We start from the raw sequence: 24,031 nt of genomic DNA, 5'->3' as shown, positions 1-24,031 counted from the left end.
GTGTGAAGTATTAATTGTAATACCACGTGCTTTTTCTTCTGGTGCAGAGTCGATTGCAGCGTAATCTTTCGCTTCACCACCGAATTTTTTTGCACATACAGTTGCAATTGCAGCTGTTAAAGTAGTTTTACCGTGGTCGACGTGACCAATTGTACCCACGTTAACGTGTGGCTTATTACGTTCGAACTTAGCCTTAGCCATGAGATCTTCCTTTTTAAACTACTCATGCAGGGATACTGCATGAGCATTTGGTTTTTAACTATGAATTAGTTTGGGCTTATAGTAATCGAAAGATTACTCGTCGTCACCTTTTTTACCGCCAGATTGGAACTTAGCGATGATGCCTTCAGCCACGTTACGTGGTGTTTCAGCGTATTTAGCGAATTCCATAGAATAAGTCGCACGACCTTGAGACATAGAACGCATATGAGTTGCGTAACCAAACATCTCAGAAAGTGGAACTTCTGCACGGATAGCTTTAGTACCACCAGGTAAATCGTCCATACCTTGAACAAGACCACGACGACGGTTTAAGTCACCCATGATATCGCCCATGTAGTCTTCTGGAGTTTCTACTTCAACTTTCATGATAGGCTCAAGAAGAACAGGATCTGCTTTCATGAAACCGTCACGGAATGCGTAAGAACCAGCCATTTTGAACGATAATTCGTCAGAGTCGACGTCATGGTAAGAACCATCGAACAATGTCGCTTTGATGCCAACAACTGGATAACCAGCTAGGACACCATTCTTCATACGTTCTTGGATACCTTTGTCAACCGCACCGAAGAATTCTTTAGGTACTACACCACCAACAACTTCTTCAGCGAACTCGTAGTCTTTACCAGCATCTTCAGCAAGTGGTTCTAAACGTACGTATACGTGACCAAACTTACCTTTACCACCAGTTTGACGTACGAACTTACCTTCTTGTTCAACTGACTTTTTAATAGTTTCACGGTAAGCTACCATTGGTTTACCAATGTTCGCTTCAACGTTGAATTCACGCTTCATACGGTCAACAATAATGTCAAGGTGAAGCTCACCCATACCAGCAATAATTGTTTGACCAGATTCTTCGTCAGTACGTACGCGGAATGATGGATCTTCTTTCGCCAAACGACCTAAAGCAACAGACATTTTTTCTTGGTCAGCTTTAGTTTTAGGCTCAACCGCAAGCGCAATTACTGGCTCTGGGAATTCCATACGCTCTAGTGTAATTACATTGTTTTCATCACATAATGTATCACCAGTAGTAGTATCTTTAAGACCTACACATGCTGCGATATCACCCGCACGAATTTCTTCAATATCGTGACGGTCATTTGCGTGCATCTGTACGATACGGCCAACACGTTCGCGCTTCATTTTAACTGGGTTATAGCAAGGGCTACCTGCTTTAAGCACACCAGAGTAAACACGTACGAATGTTAAGTTACCTACGAATTTGTCGTTCATGATTTTGAACGCAAGCGCAGAGAACGGAGCATCGTCAGACGCTTCACGAGAACCTTCAGTTTCGTCTTTGTCGTCAAGGATACCCTTGATCGCTTCAACGTCAGTCGGCGCAGGTAAGAATTCAATTACAGCATCCAACATACGTTGAACACCTTTGTTTTTGAACGCTGAACCACAAAGCATTGGTTGAATTTCATTCAACAATGTACGTGCACGTAAACCTGAAACGATTTCTTCTTTAGTTAACTCACCTTCTTCAAGGTACTTGTCCATGAGTTCTTCTGATGCTTCCGCAGCAGCTTCAACCATGTTAGTACGCCATTCGTTAGCAGTATCAACTAATTCAGCAGGGATTTCGCCATATTCAAACTTCATACCTTGAGACGCTTCGTCCCAGATAATCGCTTTCATTTCGATTAGGTCAACAACACCCTGGAAGTTTTCTTCTGCACCGATTGGAACAACGATTGGCACTGGATTACCACCAAGACGTGTTTTAACTTGTTCAACAGCACGGAAGAAGTTCGCACCAGTACGGTCCATTTTGTTCACGAATGCAATACGTGGAACTTTATATTTATTTGCTTGACGCCATACAGTTTCAGACTGAGGTTGTACACCACCTACAGCACAGTAAACCATGCATGCACCGTCAAGAACACGCATAGAACGTTCAACTTCAATAGTGAAGTCTACGTGTCCTGGGGTATCAATTACGTTAATACGGTGCTGTTCAAATTGGTTACCCATCCCTTTCCAGAAGCATGTTACTGCCGCTGAGGTAATAGTAATACCACGTTCTTGCTCTTGTTCCATCCAGTCTGTAGTTGCAGAACCTTCGTGAGTTTCACCAAGTTTGTGACTCTCACCTGTGTAGAACAAAATACGTTCTGAAGTGGTAGTTTTACCAGCATCAATGTGCGCAGAGATACCAATGTTACGATAACGAGAAATTGGGGTTTGACGAGCCATGATTTCTAGCATTCCTAAATTTTGTTGTTTAAAACAGGACGCTTTAAGCTGCATAGCAACTTAAAGCGATTCGATGACAAAACAGTGACAACTGATTTGTCACCCTCCTGAATAGGGGCTGTTTTATCCGCTTAGAAACGGTAATGAGAGAAGGCTTTGTTGGCTTCAGCCATACGATGCACATCTTCACGTTTTTTGATCGCTGCGCCTTTACCTTCAGCTGCATCAAGCAACTCACCAGCAAGACGTAAAGCCATAGTTTTTTCAGAACGCTTAGCAGCAGCATCTACTAACCAACGCATAGCCAAGGCAGTACGACGGGATGGGCGTACTTCCATAGGCACTTGGTATGTAGCACCACCAACACGGCGTGCTTTTACTTCGACCATAGGACGAACTTTTTCAAGAGTAGTCTCGAAAAATTCAACTGGGTCTACTTTAGATTTTTCTTGAACGCGGTCTAAAGCACCGTAAACGATACTTTCAGCAATAGATTTTTTACCATCTTGCATTACGTGGTTCATGAATTTAGCGATTGTTTGGCTGCTGAACTTAGGATCCGGAAGGATTTCACGGGCAGCAACTACGCGACGTCTTGGCATTTTAATACACCTAATAAATATGACACTTCAGGTTACTCCAGCAGGTGCACAAAGTGTCATGTGCTTTCGCTGGCCTTACTATACGTCGCTTGGAATTTTCACAAAAAATGCAGAAATCAGACAAGCGAGACGATAAAGGATTGCAGTTCTAACGAACTAAGAAGCCAATCTTTTCAGATTATTTCTTAGGACGTTTAGCACCGTATTTAGAACGAGACTGGTTACGATCTTTAACACCAGCACAGTCTAAAGAACCACGAACGGTATGGTAACGTACACCTGGTAAATCTTTAACACGACCACCACGGATAAGAACAACACTGTGCTCTTGTAGGTTATGGCCTTCACCACCGATGTAGCTAGAAACTTCAAAACCTGAAGTTAAGCGAACACGGCAAACTTTACGCATTGCTGAGTTAGGTTTTTTAGGTGTAGTTGTGTAAACACGTGTACAAACACCACGACGTTGTGGACAAGCCTTCAACGCAGGAACTTTAGATTTTTCAACTAAAGTTGTACGACCCTTACGGATCAACTGATTTGTTGTTGCCATTTGGCAATTCTCCCGTTAATAAAAAGCCCCAAAAAATACTACTTTTTGAGGGCATGCAATTGTAAGCGAAGACTTAAAATTGGTCAACAATATACGATCATCGAAAACATTTATTCATCATGATTTGCGCAATTTTTCACCCATAAATAAATAGTTTATTTTTCAGAAGAATCTGCTGATTTTTTTGTAACTTTATCTACGGCTGCTGTTTTGGCTTTACGCGGCTTAGTTTTGGGTGCAGCTTTTTCCACTGGGACATCTTCCTGCTGTACAGATTCCAACACATCAAACTCATCTTTTTCAGCTAAAGCAGGTTTTTGCGCAGCCACGGGTGAATGAGGCTCAACAACTTTTTCCGCAAGTGCCTCCAAACCTTCTGAGACTTTTTGTTCCTGCTCTACCTCTACTTCGGCTGCATCAGCGGTTTTAAGTTGTGTTTTTTTGATGACTTTTACTGCGCGAATACTCTCATGACCTGCAACATCTATGGTCTGATCTAGTACCGGCTCAGCCAAATCAATATCTTTTGCCTTAATGCCTTCTAGTAATTTAGGTGTTGCTTGAGCAAGCAACTCAAGAGAACGCTCATAGGCATGTAAAGGAGACAAGCTAATATCTTGATGCTGCAAAATATATTGGCGCGCATTAGAAAAGACTTGCTGTGCCTTCTGATTCACTTCATCCACCAAACGGCGACTATACACCACACTTACACCAACACTCGCCACAGGAGATAATCGTGATAGCTGATTTAACAATGAAACTTTTGGCATTTGATTGAGCCATGCCCACTTAAACTGACCATTTTCATCTAGTACATATTTTTTCAATACTGCTGCATCAGTATCTGAACCCACCAATTGCTGTAACTGATGCAAATCACTATTTTGTAGCGTACTACTCAGAGCTTTTATTGCCATAAGCAAAGTTTGTTTTTCTGCAATTAAACTCAAGTCGACCTGTTTAAAAATAAACTGAACAATATCTTGGTCACTTTCTTTGCTTAAGTCGAAACCATAAGAACGTCCAACTTGATAAATCACTCGCAGAGTCATAATCAGTGAAGCAGGGATATCAATACTTGAACCAATGACACCTGTCGCACCTGTTAAAGCCCCTTGAATCGAAGCAATCCATTTATTTTGCTCACCCAGAGCCTGACTAATACGACGCGAACGATCGACATCTTGTGTCAACTCTTCTAAATCACGTACCCCAGCTTCATCCAGTACAGCATCTACAGATGAAATATCCGAACTAAAATGATTAAGTCGATCAAATAAATAATCAGAAATTTTGTCACTAAATTGAGGAGCAACAAAATTAGCCACATTATTTACGGTATTAAAATGTCGACCGAATAATTGTCTAGAAACATTTGGAACGTGTTCACGCAAGATTTGCTGAGGATTATCATATTTTTTTACATCAAATACGCCCGCTTGCCTTGACTGACCCTCCAAGGTTTGACCATTTTTTTGAGGTTGAATGACCTTAGTTACGGATTCGGGTGCGACATGATTAATGATGGACACCCCAGTAGAACTGAGCTTTTTAGCCACTCCAAAGGCGTTTGAGAGTAGACCTGCCGTTGGTTTATTATTCGTTTTCACCATTCCCTACCTCATTAAAACTATTCTTGAAATTATTGATAAATACTAGGTGTAGTCAAACTTTATCACAACTTGAATATGTATCTTTAAGTTAAGTTTTTTGCTGCAAAGTTGCAAATTAGCTCAGTCAACAATAGGCATAGGATTTGCCATAAGAATTCAAAAAGCTTTCTGCTATCATTATTCCAATCAAATTATATGAGTTCGCCTATTTAGAAAGTTTCCTTCGTATACTTTCTATAGCTTGCTCACACACTACCTATAAAGGATCTGTAGATGAAACGTGTTGTAATCACTGGTATGGGCATCAACTCATGCATTGGTAATACATTAGAAGATGTCACTCATTCTTTGCAAAACGGGATTTCTGGAACACGTTTCAACCCAAGTTATGCTGAACTTAATTTTAAAAGTCATGTCAGTGCGGCTGCAGAACAAAACTTTGACGGTATTGACCGCCGTTTAAAACGCTTTATGGGCGTATGCGCAATGTATGCATACAACTCAGCTTTGGCTGCGGTAGAAAATGCAGGCTTAACAGCAGAACAAATCGGTGGTAATCCACGTTACGGTATTGCGGGTGGTTCAGGTGGTGGTTCAACTGCATCTGTTGTTGAAATGAAAGAACTTCTAGACACCAAAGGTGCACGTAAAGTTGGTCCATTCTTTGTACCACGTAACATGACCAACACCATTACTGCAAACGTGGGTGTTGCATTTAAAATGCAAGGTATTGCACACACCATTACTAGCGCATGTGCAACATCTGCAGATGCCATTGGTTATGCATACAATTTGATTCAATTAGGCAAACAAGACTTAATGCTTGCCGGTGGTGGTGAAGAAGACCATTGGTCACAAAGTCTTTTATTTGATGCAATGGGCGCACTTTGTTCAAAATACAATGACACTCCTGAAACTGCTTCCCGCCCTTACTCTGCTGACCGTGACGGTTTCGTGATCGCTGGCGGCGGTGGCTTCGTTGTACTAGAGTCACTTGAACATGCTCAAGCACGTGGTGCAAACATTTTGGCTGAAGTTGTCGGCTATGCAGCAAATTCTGACGGTGCTGACATGGTTGCACCATCGGGCGAAGGTGCGACGCGTTGTATCCTTATGGCTTTAGAAGAAGCTAAACAACATGGTGTAGATACCATCGACTATGTTAATACACACGGTACATCTACTCCGGCAGGCGATGTCACTGAACTTAAAGCGATGGAGCGTGCTTTCGGTGAAGGACAAGTTCCTCCGCTCAGCTCGACCAAATCGATGACCGGTCACAGTCTGGGTGCTGCAGGTGTACAAGAAGCGATTTACTCTATTTTAATGATGCAAAATGACTTTATAGCACCAAATATCAATGTGACTGAACTTGACGAAGGTGCAAAACCTTTTGATATCGTACTTGAAAAACGTGATGCAAAATTGAATACTGTGATGAGTAACAGTTTTGGTTTTGGCGGTGTAAACGCTTGCCTCGTTTTCAAAAAATGGGAAGCATAATATAAAGTTTGCTGCTTTGGCGCTTCGGTGCCAAAGCACATACCCACCGCCCTTTTAAGGGTTAATATATGGATGCTCCATCAGATGCTTTCCTCTGGGTAAAAGCATTGCATATCATCGCAATTGTTTGCTGGTTCGCAGCGCTATTCTATCTCCCTCGCCTTTATGTCTACCACGCCATGAGTGATGATGCTACGAGTCATCAGCGCTTTCAAATCATGGAACGCAAGCTATATCGCGGCATTATGTGGCCTGCAATGATTGCTACACTGATCACGGCGCACTTCCTCGTCGATTGGGGTGATGCAACACGACACTACCATGAAGCGCTTTGGTTCTATTTAAAAGTTGGATTGGTTGGACTATTGGTGATTTATCATTTTGTTTGTGGTTATTACCGTAAAAAGCTTATCGAAAATGCACATTATAAGTCGCATAAATTCTGGCGTTATTTTAATGAAATGCCCACTTTGATTTTATTTGCGGTTGTTATTTTAGTTGTAGTGAAGCCAAGCTTCTAAACGACTGTAAAAAAGCCCCTACTCATTGGGGCTTTTTTATTTCTATATCAAAATGTTTATATACAAAAACTACAACTGCACACAGCTATCTAAAATATTCCAATTGTGTGCTCTAAATTACTCACGCGGATACGGTACTTCAGCACACAACATCCCTCTTTCTTAAAGAAACGTCGGCCGTGGCTATTTTGATTCAACTGCATTAAATCAGTCGCACCCTGATTCAACAAATTAAAAATCATAATTCGATCATTCAAAATGTGCCCCGCAAGTACATAGCGCTCCCAAGGCACCCCCTCTATATTGGACAAAGTATTGCCCAAATAATTTTTGATATGCCAAGATGAATACTGTCCCTGTTTTTAACCACCCTGCATCCTAAACGAATCATAAGAAAGCTCAGATAGCTGTGCCGCCTCTTCATATTGCTTAAACAATTGATTTGCAGTTTGATTTGGCAAATACAACCAATACATCAAGGAGGTATTCCAGCCCAATGATTGCTGCACCTGCTTCAACACCGCATATACGCCATAGGCTTCCAATTGCGCTGCTGAGCGCAAACTCAACTGACGAGTACTTAAAGGCTTCAAATAAACTACTTGTCCAGTCTTTAATTGTTCATTACGTATAATTCGGACATAACGTGCCAGCCAGTTTTGAATCAGCATCCTTTCAACCAATGAGTTCGGGCGCTCAAGCATCTGCTGCAATCTGTGATATTCAGCCATATATGCATCCAGCTTATCCTCTTTATTTAAAGCAATATTGATCTGATAAAGGATCGCTAACTGATTTAAATACTTAAAGTCTGGATATGCGGAATTGCTCGGCATACTTAAACTGCGGTATTGGTCTGCATGCTGCAACCATGTGTTAAAGCGCTGCAACGGCACCTTTTCTTGCTGTATCAACGCACCAAGCACCAGACGATGCTCAACAACAAATGCACTAACCGCTTTAGGATCATCGACCAGCAATTGCTGAAACTCAGCAACTAAATTCGTCTGTTCTTCTGACCACTTTTCACGCGTTAGCTTCGCATTCAATGGCTGGCCCAATACATTCTGTTGCTCTTGCCCCAACAAACTAAATACCCAATCCTGATGATAACGATAGCGCCCAACATTCAATGCCGAAAACCGATCTCCAGCATTCAGCCCAAGCAAGTTAAAATACGGCTCTTGTGTGTAATTTGAATGATAAGAAATTTCAGCCTGCTGCCACTTGAGCACCCGAGGATCAATACGCTCATCCCACCTCAACCAAAGACAAAAACACACAACAACTGCAAGCAACAGCAAGAAAATAAAGATGATTTTTTTTTCATTGATTTCTTATTTTGAATTATTTCAGCCGCATTATATTCAACTCCACCATTCACGCATACAAAAAAAAGCCATCACAAGATGGCTTTTTTTACTGTAAACACAAATATTTATGCAGGAATACGCAGCACTTGCCCTGGGAAAATGTCATCGGCATTTTTTAACAAAGGACGGTTCGCTTCAAAAATTTTATTGTATTGATTTGCATCACCATAAAATTCTTTAGAGATTTTAGACAAATTATCCCCTGATTTAACAGTGTAGAATTTACTTTCAGGCTCAGGACTCGTCACTGTTAACTGATCATCCACTTGCGCCACATGATCAATATTTCCTACTGCTAAGATAATCTTTTCACGATCTGCTTGGCTTTGTACCTGACCTTTCACTGTTGCTAGATCTGAAGTCCCGTTATAACTCACAGACAAGCCTGTTACAGGTAAGCCCAGTGCTTTGATATGACCCAATAACTTATTGGCAATTTCTTGTGCAGATGGTTCAGAAGGTGTTGCTGGCGCTGCTTGAGGTTCCGCAGGCGCTGTATTTTTTTTACCAATACCTTTTACAAAATCAAAAAGACCCATATTTTTCTCCGTTGTTTTTACTGTTTTAAATCATTTAACTATTGTTCAAACTCTATTCTTATAGCTAAAAAATAACCGCTTTTGAGTTGTTGTTGGTGACAGAAACGTAAGCTAATGTAAAAACAAAATATTCGGCATAAAAAAAGCCACCGAATGGTGGCTTTTTAAATCAGCATCGCTGAAATCTAAAATCAACCTAGCTTCTTAGAAACATAGTCAATTGCAGATTGTACAGTAGTGATTTCGTTTGAATCTTCATCAGGAATAGTGATGTCGAAATCGTTTTCGAAAGACATAACTAATTCAACTAGGTCTAGAGAATCTGCACCTAAGTCATCCATGAAAGAAGCTTCGTTTTTGATCTCGTCTGCTTTAAGACCAAGTTGTTCAGCTACTGCTTGTTTTACGCGTTGTTCGATATCGCTCACAGGAATTCTCCTCATTGCTTGTGGCGTTTTTAATGCCGTTAGTTTAATTGAATCTAAATCGTTTTGAAAGTTTATACTTGAGCGCTTAGCTCATGTATAAACCACCATTTACATGTAATACAGTTCCGGTAATGTAACTTGCCTTTTCAGAAGCAAGAAAACTTACGGCATTTGCGATATCTTGTGGCTCACCTAAACGGTTTAAAGCCACTTGATCACTCATCTTTTTACGAATTTCTTCGCTTAACTGTTCTGTCATTTCTGTTGCAATAAAGCCCGGAGCCACTGCATTTACAGTGATTTGGCGGCTTCCCATCTCTTTTGCAAGGCTGCGACCAAAGGCCTCAATCCCTGCTTTTGCAGCAGAATAGTTTGCTTGTCCTGGGTTAGCAAAATGTGCAACCACAGAACTAATATTAATAATTCGGCCAAAACGTGCTTTGGTCATACCCTTTAAAACACGTTTAGAAAGTCGATAAACGGCTTTCAAATGAATGTTGAGAATGTCATCCCAATCATCTTCTGACATACGAAGTAACAAATTATCTTTGGTAATACCAGCATTGTTCACTAAAACCAATACTGAACCAAAGTTTTGCTCAATGTCTGATACCAATGCATCAATTGCAGTTGCATCACGTACATCTAGAACTTTACCCGCACCATTTTCAGCAAAAGCAGCAGATAATTTTTCTGCACCCGCTTCTGATGTTGCCGTACCTACAACAAAATAACCGTCTTGAATCAATTGCTGAGCAATTGCTGCTCCAATCCCTCGGCTCGCACCTGTTACTAAAGCAACTTTGCGTTCTTGTGTCATGCAATTTTCCCTTCTGCCACTAAAATGGCATTCAGTGCATCTTCCATACGACCTTTCGTGTCGAGTGGGAATGCTTTTTCAATATTTGGCAAACGTTTTGCGAGATTCGCAAGGACATTACCCGGACCACATTCAGCAATGTACTGAATACCCTGGTCTTGCAAATACTGCATGGTCTTTGTCCACTGTACAGATTGGTATAACTGTGCAGTTAACGCCTGACGTAATTGCGCTACATCAGTCGCGATTTCAGCGCCTACATTTTGTATTACAGGTATAGTAGGCAGCTCAATGGCAGTTTGTTCCAATGCTGTCGCAAACTGTTCAGCAGCAGGTTTCATCAATGCACAATGCGATGGCACAGAAACCGGAAGTGCGATTGCCTTACCGCCATTTTCTTTAGCAGCAGCCATAACCGCTTCAACCATGGCTTTATCGCCCGCAATGACAACTTGACCTCGTGCATTGTAGTTTGCAGCATCTACTGAACCTGGGCCTTCTGCTTGAGCACAAAGTTCAATGACTTTGGCATCATCTAGACCCAAAATTGCCGCCATTGCACCTTGACCTTCAGGTACAGCACTTTGCATTAACTGACCACGTAGGTTCACCAGTTTAACGGCATCACCTAGGCTCATCGCACCTGCAGCAACCAAGGCGCTGTATTCACCTAATGAGTGACCTGCAAGGTATTTCGGTGCAACACCACCTAACTCTAACCACACACGCCATAAAGCAATACTGGCAGTCAGTAGTACAGGTTGAGTAAATTCTGTTTGGTTTAACCCTTCACCACTTTGCGCAATTTGCCAAAGATCAAAGCCAACTGCTTCTGATGCTTCTGCAAATGTTGCTTGCACACTACTAAACTGTTCTGCAAGTTCAGCGAGCATGCCGACTTTCTGTGACCCTTGACCCGGGAACACGAATGCAGTTTTAGTAGCTTGAGCTGCTTGCTCGAGTTGTTTAGCAGACATAAAAAAATCCTTTATCAAGACTGGTGAATTTATGCTATTTGGACATTTATTCAACACAATCCCATGTAAGCTTGTTTCAGGGACGGAAATTTAACACTTAATTTTTGTCTTGGTAATTGCCAAATGCAACAAAAAATCGGTACAAAAAAAGGGAGCTTAACGCTCCCATTTTTTCTACTAAGCTTGACGCTTAATACATCACCAATTATTCAGCAGATGCTTTAGCGAATAATTGACGACCACGGTAGATACCATCTTTAGATACGTGGTGACGACGGTGAGTCTCGCCAGTAGCTTGGTCTACAGTTAATGCATTCTCGGTTAAAGCGTCATGTGAACGGCGCATGTCACGGCGAGAGCGACTTTTACGGTTTTGCTGAACGGCCATGATGGCTCCTTACAAAGATCGAAAAAATGGATCAGAACAAATTCGATTGTCTTATACTCAAGAGTATAACACAAAAATTAGTTAAGTTTACCCTTCAAACCTGCCAAAACATCAAACGGGTTGTCCCGTTTTTCTTCAACAAGCTCTTCAGCGGCAGGTTGATGCTTATGTTCACAAGCGTCGTGCTTAGGTGACAAAGGCATCAACAATAACAATTCATCCTCTATCAGTGAGAGTAAATCAGCAGTCGCAGGTGCATCATATGAACCTTTGGTTGTTGCTTCACTTTCACCTAAAACGATGAAATCAGCATCCTCATCCAAGCGCTCTATCAGTGACTCGTCATCTACAAGAGCTAGATGAAAACTTGAAACAAGTGGGATCTCAACAGTATCCAGACAACGCTGGCATTCCATTGGAACATTTGTTTCAACATGACCATCTAGCCATACAATGCGATGATAAGCATCCATTGATAGCTTACAGTCTATGTTAATCAATTGATCATCAATTGATCCAACAGCTTCACGAGCAATACGAACAAAGCGAGATAATGGCAGTGTTCCTGACCATTTAAAGCCCTGTTCAGCCCATTTAAACGGCTCAATCTGTGCCGGAAAGGTATTTGCTGACATAATTAAGGCGGCAATTCTACAAATTCATCAGTACTCTGTCAAAGATTAAGATACAATTTTGTACTTATTTAGACAGACCATTTGGGTAACTTAAGTTATGCATCTGTTGCAGCCGCAAACAGAAGTGAATGTTTCATCACTTATGAGCACAATTTCAACGCTTGATTCTGACATTTCAACTGACCAAGTGCAACTCTCGGCTTGGGAGAAACTTTCCACAGAAACAGAACACGTCGATTGGCTCATCTTACACTTTAATCATTGGTTTTCCCACCTGAATGTGTGCTTAGTGAAAGGTGACTGTGAGCCCGAGTACTTTCCTGCCGATTCAAACGGCCCTGCCCGTATTCAATTTGCTCATGGTTATTTCAATAGCGCTTTGCATGAAATTAGCCATTGGACTATTGCTGGCGAGCAACGCCGTTTACTTCCCGATTTAGGCTATTGGTATGCACCAGATGGTCGTAGCAAAGAGCAACAAGCCCTCTTTGAACAGGTAGAAATTAAGCCCCAAGCGATCGAATGGTTATTTGCCAAAGCCTTTGGGCGTAAGTTTCGTGTATCACTCGATAACCTCACTGGTGAAGGAGGAGATGGCAGCAGCTTTAAAGATAATGTCTATGCACAATTACAGGCTTATTTTAAGGGCGAAGCCAAACTTCCACGCGATGCTTGGCGCTTTATCCAATGCATTTGTCACTGTACACGTGCTGGCAAAATGTTACAGGCGAATGAATTTCAACGTGAAATGCTTGATTAAATTATACAATTTGACTGCATTTCGCATTGCACAAAGCAAATAGACCGCGACATAATGTCTAGAGCTTTTAATAATAAGAGGAAAACGACATGTTGCATTTAAGAATACATCCGGAAAATCCTCAGCCCCGTTTAATTACGCAGGCCGTTGAACGGATTCGTGCCGGCGATGTGGTGGTTTATCCTACGGATGCCGCCTATGCCATCGGCTGCCAAATTGGGAACAAAAATGCCATGGAACGCATTGCCCAAATTCGTCAGCTCGATGCTAAACATCAATATGCGATTATTTGTGCAGATTTATCTGACATTGCCACGTATGCCAAAGTCGACAATGCCATGTATCGTTTATTGAAAAATAACACCCCTGCTGTCACCACCTTTATTTTGCCTGCCACCAGTGAAGTTCCTCGCCGTTTAATGCATCCTAAAAAGAAAACCATTGGACTGCGTATTCCGAGCAACCCGATTTGCCAATTATTACTCAAAGAATTGGGTGAGCCTTTATTAACATCGACCTTAATTTTACCGGGTCAAAAAGAACCGATTGATGATCCTTACGAAATTGAATTGCAAATCGGTAAACGCATAGATGTATTGATTGATGGAGGTTTAGGTACTTTGAATACCACTAGCGTTGTAAACCTTGCAGGTGAATACCCAGAAGTGATCCGCCGCGGTGTCGGTGATGTCAGTGCCTTTGAATAGCATGTACTGTTAAATACATGCTGTTACCGATCAGAGGCACAGCATGTAAAGGTCATCTGCTCAAAACGCAGTTAAAGCACCTTTCGATAAAGGAATCGACCTGATGACTTTATTTCAAATTTTACTCAAACTCCAAAATGCGACAGACCTCAGTGTCTCCGAGCATAGCAGTCTCAATCATTTTGCTATATATGCCACTGAGCCTTGGACTTTAGAATCTAAGGCTCAACTAAGGGCAATAGATAAGAATTTAATTTCACCAATAGCGACAACACAGCCGCAAATTTTTCATTATTTTCTACATACATCAACTGTGAAATCTCTGTTTAAACGACGATCCAGTCAAAATCTCTGCTCGCAAGCACAGTGCCAACACATTATCGAATTTGCACTTGAACAAAGGGTCTTACTAACAGGTTCAAAGCCTTGATCGTGTACTTTTGCTCAAGCGCAATAAAGCTGCATAAATTCTTTTAAGTGAATTTTTTGTTGTCCCTGCTCATCAAAATTATTTGTATTGAGCCAAGCTTCATATGCTTGAGACAACATTGGCCAATCCTGATCCAACATCGCAAACCAAGCAGTATCACGATTGCGACCTTTCACTATCACATGTTGACGAAACAGCCCTTCAAATTGAAAGCCAAAACGCAAAGCAGCGTTTTTCGAAGGCGTGTTCAAGTCATCACACTTCCACTCCACCCGTCGATATCCCGCTGCAAAGCATGCTTTTAACAATAGATAAATAGTTTCAGTTGCGGCTGTTGATTGCTTCATTAAACTTGAAAAATAGACATTGCCAATTTCAATGACGGCATGTGCTGGGCGTACATTGAGCAAACCAATCCACCCTACAACGGCTTCACCAACCTCAATGACATAATGCATGGAACCCGCAAAATGAAAGGATTGCTAAAAATAATCACGCAATTGCTGCATGCTTTGAATTTGAGAATAAGGCAAATACGTCCAACAGCGTTCATCGGGTTCTTGTTGTACTGTCTGCCATAGCCGCTGTAAAAGACTATCATCAAGCTGATCGGGCAACATCGGAATAAGCCGAACAGATTGCCCCACTTCGGTTTTACATCTGAACTGGCAAGGTTCAAACTGCGCCAACGTCATCCCTACGGCCTGACCCCATTGATTATATTGTTGTGGCATAGCTAATATTCTTTTAGTCAATTCATTCAAATCATTTTATGCTGGACGCCCATCATCCAGACATCACAGCTTAAATGAGTTCATGGATTGATGAGTGTATTTTTTATAATTAACATAAGATGTGATCGATATCACAGCTTTAAAATTTTACATGTGTATAAATAAAGCCTATTCCCTATAAATTTTAAGTTTTTTACCCAATTCAACCGTTCAGTAATTTCTTTAAACGCATTTTTCCATTACACTATTCCCTATAACTTTTGTGCTTTTACTTTCGATGTGAGATCGAAGCGAAAGCTGTCTGCATGCCTTTGAAAATTCGCGTGGCCTATAATTGCAATGAACCAAACTGTCCATAATTCTATGGAAGATGCTCCACACATTCGCGTTTTGGATGAGTGGCAAGAAGCTATTCCAGAAGATTTGTACATTCCACCCGCTGCATTTGAAATTCTATTAGAGCATTTCGAAGGACCACTCGACTTTCTGATTTACCTGATTCAAAAAAATGGCTTCGACTTATTACAAGTCGATATTGCCCCGATTGCATCCCAATATTTGTCTTATATGGATGCAATGAAATCGCTAGATATTGAATTAACCGCAGACTATATGGTGATGGCAGCCCTATTGGCCGATTTAAAATCGCGTCTATTATTGCCAAAACCTAAATCGACCGCGGCACATGAACAAGATCCTAAACAAGAATTGATTGACCGTTTAGAAACCTATTTGCGCATCAAACAAGCTGCAGAAAGATTAGGTCAAATGTCAGTGTTGGATCGAGATACTTTCGATACCAATGTCAGTTTAGGAACGATTGTCGAAACCAATGATGGCTATGACATTCAATTACTTCGTGATGCCATACTCTGTGTCTTTAATCGACCAGAACCGGTTACCCACCAAATTTTACAAGAGCCTGTCTTACTCGAAGAACGTATTGCTTATATTGAAACTAAGCTAGAGTCAGGTGAAGTATTAGACTTTGCGGACTTACTCAAACCAAGCCAAGGCCGCATGGGTGTTGTCGTGACATTTATGGCCGTGTTGGAACTGACACGCCAACAAAAAGTCCAAATTGTCGCTTCAGGTGTAGAAGCACCGCTTGCAATTCAGGGAGCACGTGCATGAACACTGAACTTAAACAAATGACTGCGGTGTCTTCAGAAGATAATCTGCATGAAATTTTGATGCAGCTTGAAGCCATTATTTTTGCCAGTGAAGCGGCAGTGAGTATTGCCCGTTTAAAAGAGGCTTTCCAAGACCGTTTCAGTAAAACTGAATTACGCCAATATTTGCAGCAGCTTTCAATGCTGCAACACGGCAGATCAATTGAACTTGTTGAAACCGCTCAAGGTTTCCGTTTTCAAGTACGTGCAAAATATCGTAATATTATTGCACAGACCTGGCCTGAACGACCAACTCGTTTATCGCCATCCTTGCTCGAAACTCTTTCTGTCATTGCTTACCATCAACCGGTAACCCGCGCAGATATTGAGCAAATCCGCGGGGTGACCAACAATAGTCAAATTTTACGTACGTTATTTGACTGGAACTGGATTAAAGAATCTGGTTTTCGTGAACTCCCAGGACGACCCGCGTTGTTAGTTACAACGCCTCAATTTTTAAATGCTTTTGGTCTAACCTCATTGGGCCAATTGCCTCCCCTGCAGGATGCCAAGGAAGCTTTTATGGCCCTCGATGCGAATGCACCGAAGTCATAAATAGGTGAACTGTTGATGATAATTTCTAAGGTTATGCTGTCATGAGTGAAAAATTGCAAAAGGTGCTCGCACGCGTTGGTTTGGGTTCTCGCCGTTATATGGAAGAAGTCATTGCCGCTGGTCGTGTGAGCGTAAATGGGCAAATTGCCCAAGTGGGTGAACGTATTGAACCAGGTGATGAGCTTCGCATCGATGGTCGTAAAGTTCAGTTCCAAATTGAAGACGAAATTCGTCGCCGTGTGTTGATTTACTATAAACCAGAAGGCGAAATTTGTTCACGCAATGACCCTGAAAACCGTCCAACGGTATTTGAACAATTACCTCAAATTACCGGCGATCGTTGGGTAATGGTAGGTCGTCTAGATATTAACTCTACAGGTCTATTGCTGTTCACGAATGACGGTGAACTGGCGAACCGTTTAATGCACCCTTCTAGCGAAATCGAACGTGAATATGCCGTTCGTGTCATGGGTGAAGTCACTCCTCAATTAAAAAACAACATGTTACAAGGTGTTGTTTTAGATGATGGCCCTGCAAAATTTGAGTCATTCTCTGAAATTGGTGGTGACGGTATTAACCGTTGGTATCAAGTGGTCGTAAAAGAAGGTCGTAACCGCGAAGTTCGTCGTATTTTCGAGTCTCAAGGCTTAAAAGTGAGCCGTCTTTTACGTACACGTTATGGTTCAGTAATTCTGCCACGCGAACTGCGTACTGGTCGCTGGATCGAGCTAGATAAACAAGATATCGACAATTTAACCAAGTCAGTTGAACTTAAACCACGTCAAGGTACTGGCCTATTTGGTATGGCAAAACGTCGTACTGAACGTATGCAAGACAAACCAATGGCAGCACGTCGTGGTGGTTACTTACGCCAACAACGTCGTGACAGTGACGAAAACCAGCTACAACAAAGCAATGGTTATCAAGACAATCGTGGCGAACGTCGTACTGGTCGTACTGAAGGTGGTTTCCAAGGCAATGGATTTAACCGTTCAGAGCGTCGCAACGAAGGGTTCAACAATAACCGTAATGATCGCAACAGTGAAAACTTCGGTAACCGTGAACGTCGTAACGACAATTTTGGCAATCGTGAGCGTCGTAATGACTCTGTGCCAAGTCGTGCATTTAGCGGAAACAACAAAGGCTTTAAGAAATTTTAATTTCTTAAGTATAAAAAAACCGCTCATTTGAGCGGTTTTTGTTTCTTTATACAGATGGAATTACAGGAACATCAATCCATAACGCCTCTGGAAAGTGTTTGGCTAAATATGCTTTTAAATATTCAGCAGTATCTTTGGAAATCAATGCATCTTGCGATTCATCATTTAAATTATAAGCCAGTGTATAAAGTGCCAAGCCACGACTTTTTAGTGCTTCCAAACTTAAAATCGTATGGTTAATGCTGCCCAAACGACCTGATGTCACCAAAATAACGGGATATTTTTTCTCTACAACATAGTCGATGGTTAAAAGATCCGTGGTTAATGGCACCATCAACCCACCTGCACCTTCGAGTAAAACGTTGTCATATTTTTCAGTTAAACGTTTTGTCGCGTATTCGATTTTAGCAAAATCAATGTCACGTCCATCGATTTTGGTGGCGAGATGTGGCGACGCAGGATAACTAAATATTTCAGGCATCGTGAGTTTGGTTTCATCTTCGACCAACAACCCCGTGCCCATAATTTGACGATGTTGTTCTATATCCTCAGAAATATCGACATTGCCTGTTTGGATCAACTTTTGCGTGATCGTTCGCGCCCCTTGTTCATTCCATATTTTAGCCAAATAGCCTGTGGTATATGTTTTACCGATGCCTGTATCGATCCCACTAATGAAATAAACTTGCCCTGTCATGGCATTCTCCGTGCAATACAAAAAATCGGATGATAGGTCAGTGCATAACGCATCTGCCCAGTTTCATCACGCAAAGAAAACTGTTGATATGCTGAATAAAAATCAAAGAGTGATTGTTTCGTCCAACGAAAATGTGAGGCTGTCGCAGTCACACCTGTCGCTTTTAAATGCTGCAAAACCTGCTTTGGATGATCAAAATATAAAGCCGCTGTCTGCTCTGAAAGATGCAGAATTTCAAAACCTTTTTGACTTAATATGACTTGAAGCATGTCAATATCGAGGTAATCCAAACCCTGCCCGGTCAAAGCTTTTATTTCCTGTAAATTCTGCTGCCCAAAGGTCGAAAAACAAAAATATGCCTCTGGATTTAAACCTTGAAAGGCTTTTTCTACAATGCCTGCAAAGTTTCCTACCCATTGCAAAGCCGAACTGGATGCGATCAAGTCTATATGCTGTGGAAATTCAAGTTGTTCGATATCTCCTAGCCAGTACTGAATCTGTGGACTTGACTGAAAATGTTGTTGAATTTCTGCATACAGATCATTTAAAACCAAATGATTGATTTGCATATTTTCCAGCATTAAATTGCTTAAATTCCCCGAGCCACATCCAATTTCAAAAACCGTTTCTACAGGGTGATTTTGCAACTTTGGACAATACTCCTGCATCAACTCAAATAAATGTTGAGCAATCTCTTTTTGTGCTACGGCATGTTCAGCATAGCTGTGCCCTGCCTGAGCAAAGCGTAACGCCACTTGGGATTTATCAATCTCAAAATTATTCACAAGTCACTCACAACAATTTAGTCAACTGATCCAAATCAGTTTGTGTAATCTGAGCAGTGAGTGAAATGCGTAAGCGCGAACTATGCTGCGGCACAGTGGGTGGACGTACAGGCATGATATAAAAACCTGCCGCTTGCAAAGCTTGAGCCTTGGCAACTGTTTTATTCGACTCGCCAATAATGACAGGCACAATATGTGATGTAGATGGACAATCAAAACCTTTGGCTTGCACAGCTTGTTGCAAATTTTGACTGATTTGCTGTAAATGGTGACGCTCTGCTTTTAAATTTAAAACATTCTTGAAAATAAAATCTGTCCACGCCATACAGATCGGGGGCTGTGCGGTACTAAAAATCAACGGTCGCATCGAGTTAATCAAATAGTCACGAATAATCGCATGACAGATGAGATACCCCCCTATTGAAGCCAGTGCTTTACCAAATGTCCCGACTAAAAGATCAATATCATCAATCACTTGATATTGTTCAGCACAGCCTAAACCACGCTCACCGCGTACACCGATTGCATGCGCCTCATCGACATACAACATCACTTTGGGAAATTGTTTTTTGATCCGTACCAGTTCAGCCAAATCGGTTTCATCACCATCCATACTGAAAATCGATTCAGTCACCACAATGATCCGCTCAAAAGCCTCATCTTCATGATATTTGCATAAAAGCTGAGAAAGATGCGCCAAATCATTATGGCGATAACGTACATATTTCGCACTCGATAATCGGATGCCATCAATCATACTGGCATGAATCAGCTTATCCGCCAATATCAAGGTTTTACTGTCTGCCAGTGCAGGTAAAATCCCGATATTCATGTGATAGCCGCTATTAAATAACAGTGCTGATCGGCCATGAAAGGCATCACTTAATGTTGATTCAAGTTGTTCATATTCAGGAAAGTTTCCCGTCAGTAACCGCGAAGAGGATGAACTCATCCAACGCTGTGCGTTCGGGGTTTCATCAAAAAACTGTTCACGTAGATGTAGGTTTGAAGCCAGACCTAAATAGTCATTTGACGCTAAATTCAACATATTGTGATCGTGAATACTGATGCAATGATCGTGCTGAAGATTAGAAGTGAACTGACGTAAGTTGCCTTGCTGTTTCAGTTGATCAAGTTGATCTGAAAAATGGCTAAGCAGATTCATACCGACTGCCCCATGTTTTTCACCACCTCAACCATGTGTTCTAGCAAAATTTTTAATTCATACTCAGAAATAATATAGGGTGGCATCACATAAACCAGTTTCCCAAATGGACGAATCCAAATACCACGACGAACAAACTCCTGTTGTAGCGTTTTCATATCTACATTGAAGGTCAATTCCACCACACCAATAGCACCAAGTATTCGCACATCTTTGACATGTTCAAGCGATGAAAGTGTTGGTAAATGAAACTTCAATTGAGTTTCGATACGTCGAATATTGGCTTGCCAATCTTGAGAAAGTAGCAGTTCGGTACTTTTTACAGCCACAGCGCAAGCCAAAGGATTTGCCATAAAGGTTGGGCCATGCATAAACACGCCGGCTTCGCCTTGGCTAATCGTATTCGCGACTTTCTGCGTAGTCAGGGTTGCAGACAAGGTCATATAACCGCCTGTCAGTCCTTTACCAATACACATAATATCTGGCTCAACTGCGACCCATTCCCAAGCAAAGAGTTTTCCTGTACGCCCGAAACCTGTCGCAATCTCATCGAAGATCAGCAAGATATTGTATTTTTCGCAGAGTAATTTAGCTTGACGCAAATATTCAGGATGGTAGAAACGCATGCCTCCTGCACCTTGCACAATCGGCTCCAAAATCAACGCTGCAATACTTTCATGCTGCGCAGCCAAAGTTTGTTCAAGCTCTAAAATGTCGCCAGGATTCCACACCTCATCAAAGGCCGTTTGCGGTGCGGCAACAAAAATTCGATTGGGTAAACTGGAACCAAATATTTGATGCATGCCAGTCACAGGGTCACAAACCGACATGGCATTCCATGTATCTCCGTGATAGCCAGAACGTGGAGTGACAAAATTGGTTTTATTCGGTTGATGCAAAGACGCCCAATACTGCACTGCCATTTTCAAGGCTACTTCGACAGCAACCGAACCTGAATCAGCAAAGAAGATTTTATCTAAACTGGGCGGTGTGATTTTTAACAGTAATTTAGCCAGTTGAATCGCGGGATCATGTGTCAATCCACCAAACATGATATGAGACATCTGTTGCAGTTGATCGGTCACTGCCTGATTTAGCTCGGGATGGTTATAACCATGAATTGCACACCACCATGAAGACATACCATCAATCAATTGACGACCATCTTCAAGCTCAATCATTACCCCTTGCGCACGTTTCACTTTAAACGTTGGAAGGGGCTGAGTCATCGATGTATAGGGATGCCAAATATGCTGCTGATCAAATTGTAGATCGGTTAAATTGGCCATCCCTCACTCCATGTATCAGGCTTAAACATCAATGAGGCAAGATGTTAAACCCACTGCAAGGAAAAATAAATTGCCATAAAGCCCAGCTAGTCAGAGATTTGTTCTATTTTCTTTAAATATTGGCAGATTTTGCAACTTATAACTTTAGATTGAAACAATGGAAAGCCATGTGAGCCAGAAACCAATTCTGTATCCAAAAACTTTACGGCTAAATTACTCAATAATCGCTCAACTTTGTAACTAACCAAATAATCTTGCTTAGCAAACAAATGGTATTGATGACCAGTGTAATTTTTCAAGATACTGACATTATTAAGCTTCCCCAAACAGTTCAATCCTGCTCGAAGCACATCTAAATTTTGCGCTTGAATCAAACTTTGCAAGGTGATGAAATCTTGCTTAGTGCTATCAGTACCCTGACAAACCATATAACCAAACTTCTTTAAGGTAGAAATCGCATCCTGCTCGAAAGATTGTTTGAAGCTTTGAAAACTCGCTTGATCCATCGCAGCAGGCCACTGTTCATCAGCTACAAAACTTGGATTTGAGCCTAATGTGATCAGCACTTTCTGTTGTTGATATTTTTTTTGAATTTCATCTACCAAAATCGTCGCCAATTGACCACCAAGGGACCAGCCAATAATCACATCAAATTGCTGCGCCAATTCAACTTTCTGTTCCAGCACTGCTGGATTTAAGGCATCAAAAATATTCCATAATTGGACCTGATAACCTTGGGTGATCAATGCCTGCTGTAAAGGAGCAAGTAATTTACGACCTCCGCCCCATCCAGTAATAAGTAAAATCTGTTGTTTCAATGCAAACTCTAAAATTAAACGATTCCAAATAGTATAAAAGTTCAGAGCACGTTTGATAGTGGCATTTCAGCACATCAACCGATTTGCCAAAAGACATTCGAAATCTACTTCAATAAATATAAAATCAGCTAGCCTACAGCGCTTTAAAATTTGCTAAGATCAGATAAAGAACAATATAAACTGATGCTCTATGAAAGTTTCTTCATTGCTAAAAATCTGTTTCATGACATGTGCTTTAATAGCAACTACCCAAATCACAGTTGCTGAAACATCCATACTCAGCACCAATCAAAACAAACAAAAACAATGGGTAGGCACACCCGCACCCAACTTTAAATTGCAAGATCAAAATGAAAAATGGCACGAACTGAAGCAATATCAAGGGAAATGGCTTGTTCTATATTTTTACCCCAAAGACAATTCACCGGGTTGCACAGAAGAAGCCAATCAATTTAAAACCCTATATCCACAATTTTTAAAAAGTAATGCGGTTGTTTTGGGCGCAAGCTTAGATGATGTTGCATCACATCAAAAGTTCTCTAAAGCACTTGGACTTCCCTTTCCAATTCTTGCCGACCAACAGCACAAACTGGCGACTCAGCTAGGTATTGTACGAAACTTAGGGATTTTGAAAGTTGCCAAACGTGAAACCTTTCTTATTGATCCGAAAGGCATTATTGTGTATCACTACACCAGCGTGAATGCACAGACACATGCGGCGAAGGTCTTGGCCGATATCAAAAAACTACAACAATAGTTTTCATGGTCCAATAAAAAACCCAGCAGAAGCTGGGTTTATTTTGATATTTTTTAAATTACATTTGAGACTGAATATAATTTGGTAGGCCAATCAGTTCGATCAAACGCATTTGCTTTTCAAGCCAGTAGGTATGATCTTCTTCAGTATCTGACATTTGCTGACGGAGCATATCACGGGTCACATAGTCACCCTTTTCTTCACACAATTTTACGCCTTGAGCAAGTTTCTCACGAACATGATATTCAAGCGCCAAATCCGCTTTTAAACAAGTCACAACGTCTGTACCGACTTCAATATCATCACGATTCATATTCGGCGTTCCTTCAAGGAACAATACGCGACGAATCAATGCATCTGCATGTGAGCCTTCTTCTTGGCTTTCATGATCGATACGTTCAAAGATTTTACTTAAGCCCCAATCTTCATACATACGGGAATGAATTAAGTATTGATCACGAGCAGCCAGTTCGCCACCGATCAGCATATTTAAGTAGTCTACGACTTCTGGATTGCCACGCATTTTCTTCACTCCATACCCTTTTCAAATATTATGGACAAGTTTCAAAATGAATGCAAAATATAATTTTTGTAAGCTTATGATTTATATAAAATTT

27 protein-coding genes and 1 pseudogene are annotated in these 24,031 nt (G+C 41.3%); 8 read left to right on the top strand and 20 right to left on the bottom strand.

What is annotated here, in order from left to right:
• The 5 genes from AVJ20_RS09545 to AVJ20_RS09525 all read right to left on the bottom strand — a co-directional run.
• On the bottom strand, positions 1-201 hold a 201-nt coding region (locus tag AVJ20_RS09545), incomplete at its 3' end, for a GTP-binding protein (protein WP_227509971.1).
• 93 nt (positions 202-294) lie between these two features.
• Positions 295-2,430, bottom strand: coding sequence for an elongation factor G (gene fusA / locus AVJ20_RS09540; RefSeq protein WP_111885035.1), 2,136 nt, complete (start codon positions 2,428-2,430; stop codon positions 295-297).
• A gap of 131 nt (positions 2,431-2,561) precedes the next feature.
• Positions 2,562-3,032: a 30S ribosomal protein S7 gene (gene rpsG / locus AVJ20_RS09535; RefSeq protein ID WP_005011815.1), complete on the bottom strand. Its 471-nt coding sequence runs from the start codon at positions 3,030-3,032 to the stop codon at positions 2,562-2,564.
• Positions 3,033-3,210: 178 nt separating this feature from the next.
• On the bottom strand, positions 3,211-3,585 hold the full coding sequence (gene rpsL, locus AVJ20_RS09530; RefSeq protein WP_000246374.1) for a 30S ribosomal protein S12: 375 nt from the start codon (positions 3,583-3,585) through the stop codon (positions 3,211-3,213).
• 155 nt (positions 3,586-3,740) lie between these two features.
• Positions 3,741-5,201, bottom strand: a complete 1,461-nt coding sequence (locus tag AVJ20_RS09525) for an EcsC family protein (protein WP_111885034.1) — start codon at positions 5,199-5,201, stop codon at positions 3,741-3,743.
• 273 nt (positions 5,202-5,474) lie between these two features.
• Between AVJ20_RS09525 and AVJ20_RS09520 the strand changes: the two genes are divergently transcribed.
• Together AVJ20_RS09520 and hemJ are read left to right on the top strand one after the other, a co-directional pair.
• Positions 5,475-6,704, top strand: a complete 1,230-nt coding sequence (locus tag AVJ20_RS09520) for a beta-ketoacyl synthase N-terminal-like domain-containing protein (protein ID WP_111885033.1) — start codon at positions 5,475-5,477, stop codon at positions 6,702-6,704.
• Between the two features lie 68 nt (positions 6,705-6,772).
• On the top strand, positions 6,773-7,225 hold the full coding sequence (hemJ, locus tag AVJ20_RS09515; RefSeq protein WP_111885032.1) for a protoporphyrinogen oxidase HemJ: 453 nt from the start codon (positions 6,773-6,775) through the stop codon (positions 7,223-7,225).
• Between the two features lie 89 nt (positions 7,226-7,314).
• Here the strand turns inward: hemJ and AVJ20_RS18355 are convergent, their stop codons facing one another.
• The 8 genes from AVJ20_RS18355 to AVJ20_RS09480 all read right to left on the bottom strand — a co-directional run bounded on the left by AVJ20_RS18355 (position 7,315) and on the right by AVJ20_RS09480 (position 12,385).
• Positions 7,315-7,536: a hypothetical protein gene (locus AVJ20_RS18355; RefSeq protein ID WP_162689756.1), complete on the bottom strand. Its 222-nt coding sequence runs from the start codon at positions 7,534-7,536 to the stop codon at positions 7,315-7,317.
• 51 nt (positions 7,537-7,587) lie between these two features.
• Positions 7,588-8,460, bottom strand: coding sequence for a hypothetical protein (locus AVJ20_RS09510; RefSeq protein ID WP_111885031.1), 873 nt, complete (start codon positions 8,458-8,460; stop codon positions 7,588-7,590).
• A 203-nt stretch (positions 8,461-8,663) separates the two neighbouring features.
• Positions 8,664-9,137: a peptidoglycan-binding protein LysM gene (gene lysM, locus AVJ20_RS09505; protein WP_078190053.1), complete on the bottom strand. Its 474-nt coding sequence runs from the start codon at positions 9,135-9,137 to the stop codon at positions 8,664-8,666.
• Positions 9,138-9,328: 191 nt separating this feature from the next.
• Entirely contained in the window at positions 9,329-9,565 is a 237-nt protein-coding gene (gene acpP / locus AVJ20_RS09500; protein WP_078190054.1) for an acyl carrier protein, read from the bottom strand.
• Between the two features lie 85 nt (positions 9,566-9,650).
• A complete protein-coding gene (fabG, locus tag AVJ20_RS09495; RefSeq protein WP_078190055.1) occupies positions 9,651-10,385 on the bottom strand; it encodes a 3-oxoacyl-ACP reductase FabG in 735 nt (244 codons plus the stop codon).
• Positions 10,382-11,362: an ACP S-malonyltransferase gene (gene fabD, locus AVJ20_RS09490; protein WP_111885030.1), complete on the bottom strand. Its 981-nt coding sequence runs from the start codon at positions 11,360-11,362 to the stop codon at positions 10,382-10,384. Before fabD ends, fabG begins: the two co-directional genes overlap by 4 nt.
• Positions 11,363-11,567: 205 nt before the next feature.
• Complete coding sequence (gene rpmF / locus AVJ20_RS09485; RefSeq protein ID WP_004279227.1) at positions 11,568-11,750, bottom strand: 50S ribosomal protein L32; 183 nt, start codon at positions 11,748-11,750, stop codon at positions 11,568-11,570.
• A 77-nt stretch (positions 11,751-11,827) separates the two neighbouring features.
• A complete protein-coding gene (locus AVJ20_RS09480; protein ID WP_078194223.1) occupies positions 11,828-12,385 on the bottom strand; it encodes a YceD family protein in 558 nt (185 codons plus the stop codon).
• A gap of 97 nt (positions 12,386-12,482) precedes the next feature.
• Between AVJ20_RS09480 and AVJ20_RS09475 the strand changes: the two genes are divergently transcribed.
• Both AVJ20_RS09475 and AVJ20_RS09470 read left to right on the top strand, forming a co-directional pair.
• Complete coding sequence (locus AVJ20_RS09475) at positions 12,483-13,145, top strand: elongation factor P hydroxylase (RefSeq protein WP_111885029.1); 663 nt, start codon at positions 12,483-12,485, stop codon at positions 13,143-13,145.
• 89 nt (positions 13,146-13,234) lie between these two features.
• Complete coding sequence (locus tag AVJ20_RS09470) at positions 13,235-13,852, top strand: L-threonylcarbamoyladenylate synthase (protein WP_078190059.1); 618 nt, start codon at positions 13,235-13,237, stop codon at positions 13,850-13,852.
• Positions 13,853-14,296: 444 nt separating this feature from the next.
• On the opposite strand, the pseudogene AVJ20_RS09460 reads toward AVJ20_RS09470, so the two are convergent.
• A pseudogene (locus tag AVJ20_RS09460) lies at positions 14,297-15,016 on the bottom strand (GNAT family N-acetyltransferase).
• Positions 15,017-15,355: 339 nt separating this feature from the next.
• Here AVJ20_RS09460 and AVJ20_RS09455 point away from each other — a divergent pair.
• The 3 genes from AVJ20_RS09455 to rluB are packed head-to-tail and all read left to right on the top strand — an operon-like array spanning position 15,356 to position 17,903.
• Positions 15,356-16,150 (top strand): segregation and condensation protein A, encoded by a 795-nt coding sequence (locus AVJ20_RS09455; RefSeq protein ID WP_078190062.1) that lies wholly within the window; start codon positions 15,356-15,358, stop codon positions 16,148-16,150.
• A complete protein-coding gene (scpB, locus tag AVJ20_RS09450) occupies positions 16,147-16,743 on the top strand; it encodes an SMC-Scp complex subunit ScpB (RefSeq protein WP_078190063.1) in 597 nt (198 codons plus the stop codon). Before AVJ20_RS09455 ends, scpB begins: the two co-directional genes overlap by 4 nt.
• Before the next feature lie 41 nt (positions 16,744-16,784).
• Positions 16,785-17,903 (top strand): 23S rRNA pseudouridine(2605) synthase RluB, encoded by a 1,119-nt coding sequence (gene rluB, locus AVJ20_RS09445; protein WP_111885028.1) that lies wholly within the window; start codon positions 16,785-16,787, stop codon positions 17,901-17,903.
• 46 nt (positions 17,904-17,949) lie between these two features.
• On the opposite strand, the gene bioD is transcribed toward rluB, so the two are convergent.
• The 5 genes from bioD to AVJ20_RS09420 form a co-directional block, all read right to left on the bottom strand.
• Positions 17,950-18,600 carry a dethiobiotin synthase gene (gene bioD, locus AVJ20_RS09440; RefSeq protein WP_111885027.1) on the bottom strand — a complete coding sequence of 217 codons (651 nt, stop codon included), beginning with the start codon at positions 18,598-18,600 and terminating at the stop codon, positions 17,950-17,952.
• The gene (bioC, locus tag AVJ20_RS09435; RefSeq protein WP_111885026.1) at positions 18,597-19,385 is read right to left on the bottom strand and encodes a malonyl-ACP O-methyltransferase BioC; all 789 of its coding nucleotides are present in this window, start codon (positions 19,383-19,385) and stop codon (positions 18,597-18,599) included. Before bioC ends, bioD begins: the two co-directional genes overlap by 4 nt.
• A 7-nt stretch (positions 19,386-19,392) precedes the next feature.
• The gene (locus AVJ20_RS09430) at positions 19,393-20,550 is read right to left on the bottom strand and encodes an 8-amino-7-oxononanoate synthase (RefSeq protein WP_111885025.1); all 1,158 of its coding nucleotides are present in this window, start codon (positions 20,548-20,550) and stop codon (positions 19,393-19,395) included.
• Positions 20,547-21,839, bottom strand: coding sequence for an adenosylmethionine--8-amino-7-oxononanoate transaminase (gene bioA / locus AVJ20_RS09425; RefSeq protein WP_111885024.1), 1,293 nt, complete (start codon positions 21,837-21,839; stop codon positions 20,547-20,549). Before bioA ends, AVJ20_RS09430 begins: the two co-directional genes overlap by 4 nt.
• 86 nt (positions 21,840-21,925) lie before the next feature.
• The gene (locus AVJ20_RS09420; protein WP_111885023.1) at positions 21,926-22,657 is read right to left on the bottom strand and encodes a hydrolase; all 732 of its coding nucleotides are present in this window, start codon (positions 22,655-22,657) and stop codon (positions 21,926-21,928) included.
• Between the two features lie 223 nt (positions 22,658-22,880).
• Between AVJ20_RS09420 and AVJ20_RS09415 the strand changes: the two genes are divergently transcribed.
• Complete coding sequence (locus tag AVJ20_RS09415) at positions 22,881-23,414, top strand: peroxiredoxin (protein ID WP_416240543.1); 534 nt, start codon at positions 22,881-22,883, stop codon at positions 23,412-23,414.
• 58 nt (positions 23,415-23,472) lie between these two features.
• Here AVJ20_RS09415 and ftn read toward each other — a convergent pair whose 3' ends face one another.
• Positions 23,473-23,937 carry a heteropolymeric bacterioferritin subunit Ftn gene (gene ftn / locus AVJ20_RS09410; RefSeq protein WP_067762676.1) on the bottom strand — a complete coding sequence of 155 codons (465 nt, stop codon included), beginning with the start codon at positions 23,935-23,937 and terminating at the stop codon, positions 23,473-23,475.
• Positions 23,938-24,031 lie beyond the last annotated feature (94 nt).

Origin of the sequence: Acinetobacter sp. CFCC 11171 (genome assembly GCF_003268405.1) — a bacterium.
GTDB classification, from domain to species: domain Bacteria; phylum Pseudomonadota; class Gammaproteobacteria; order Pseudomonadales; family Moraxellaceae; genus Acinetobacter; species Acinetobacter amyesii.
This window is presented reverse-complemented; position numbering and strand designations above follow the sequence as displayed.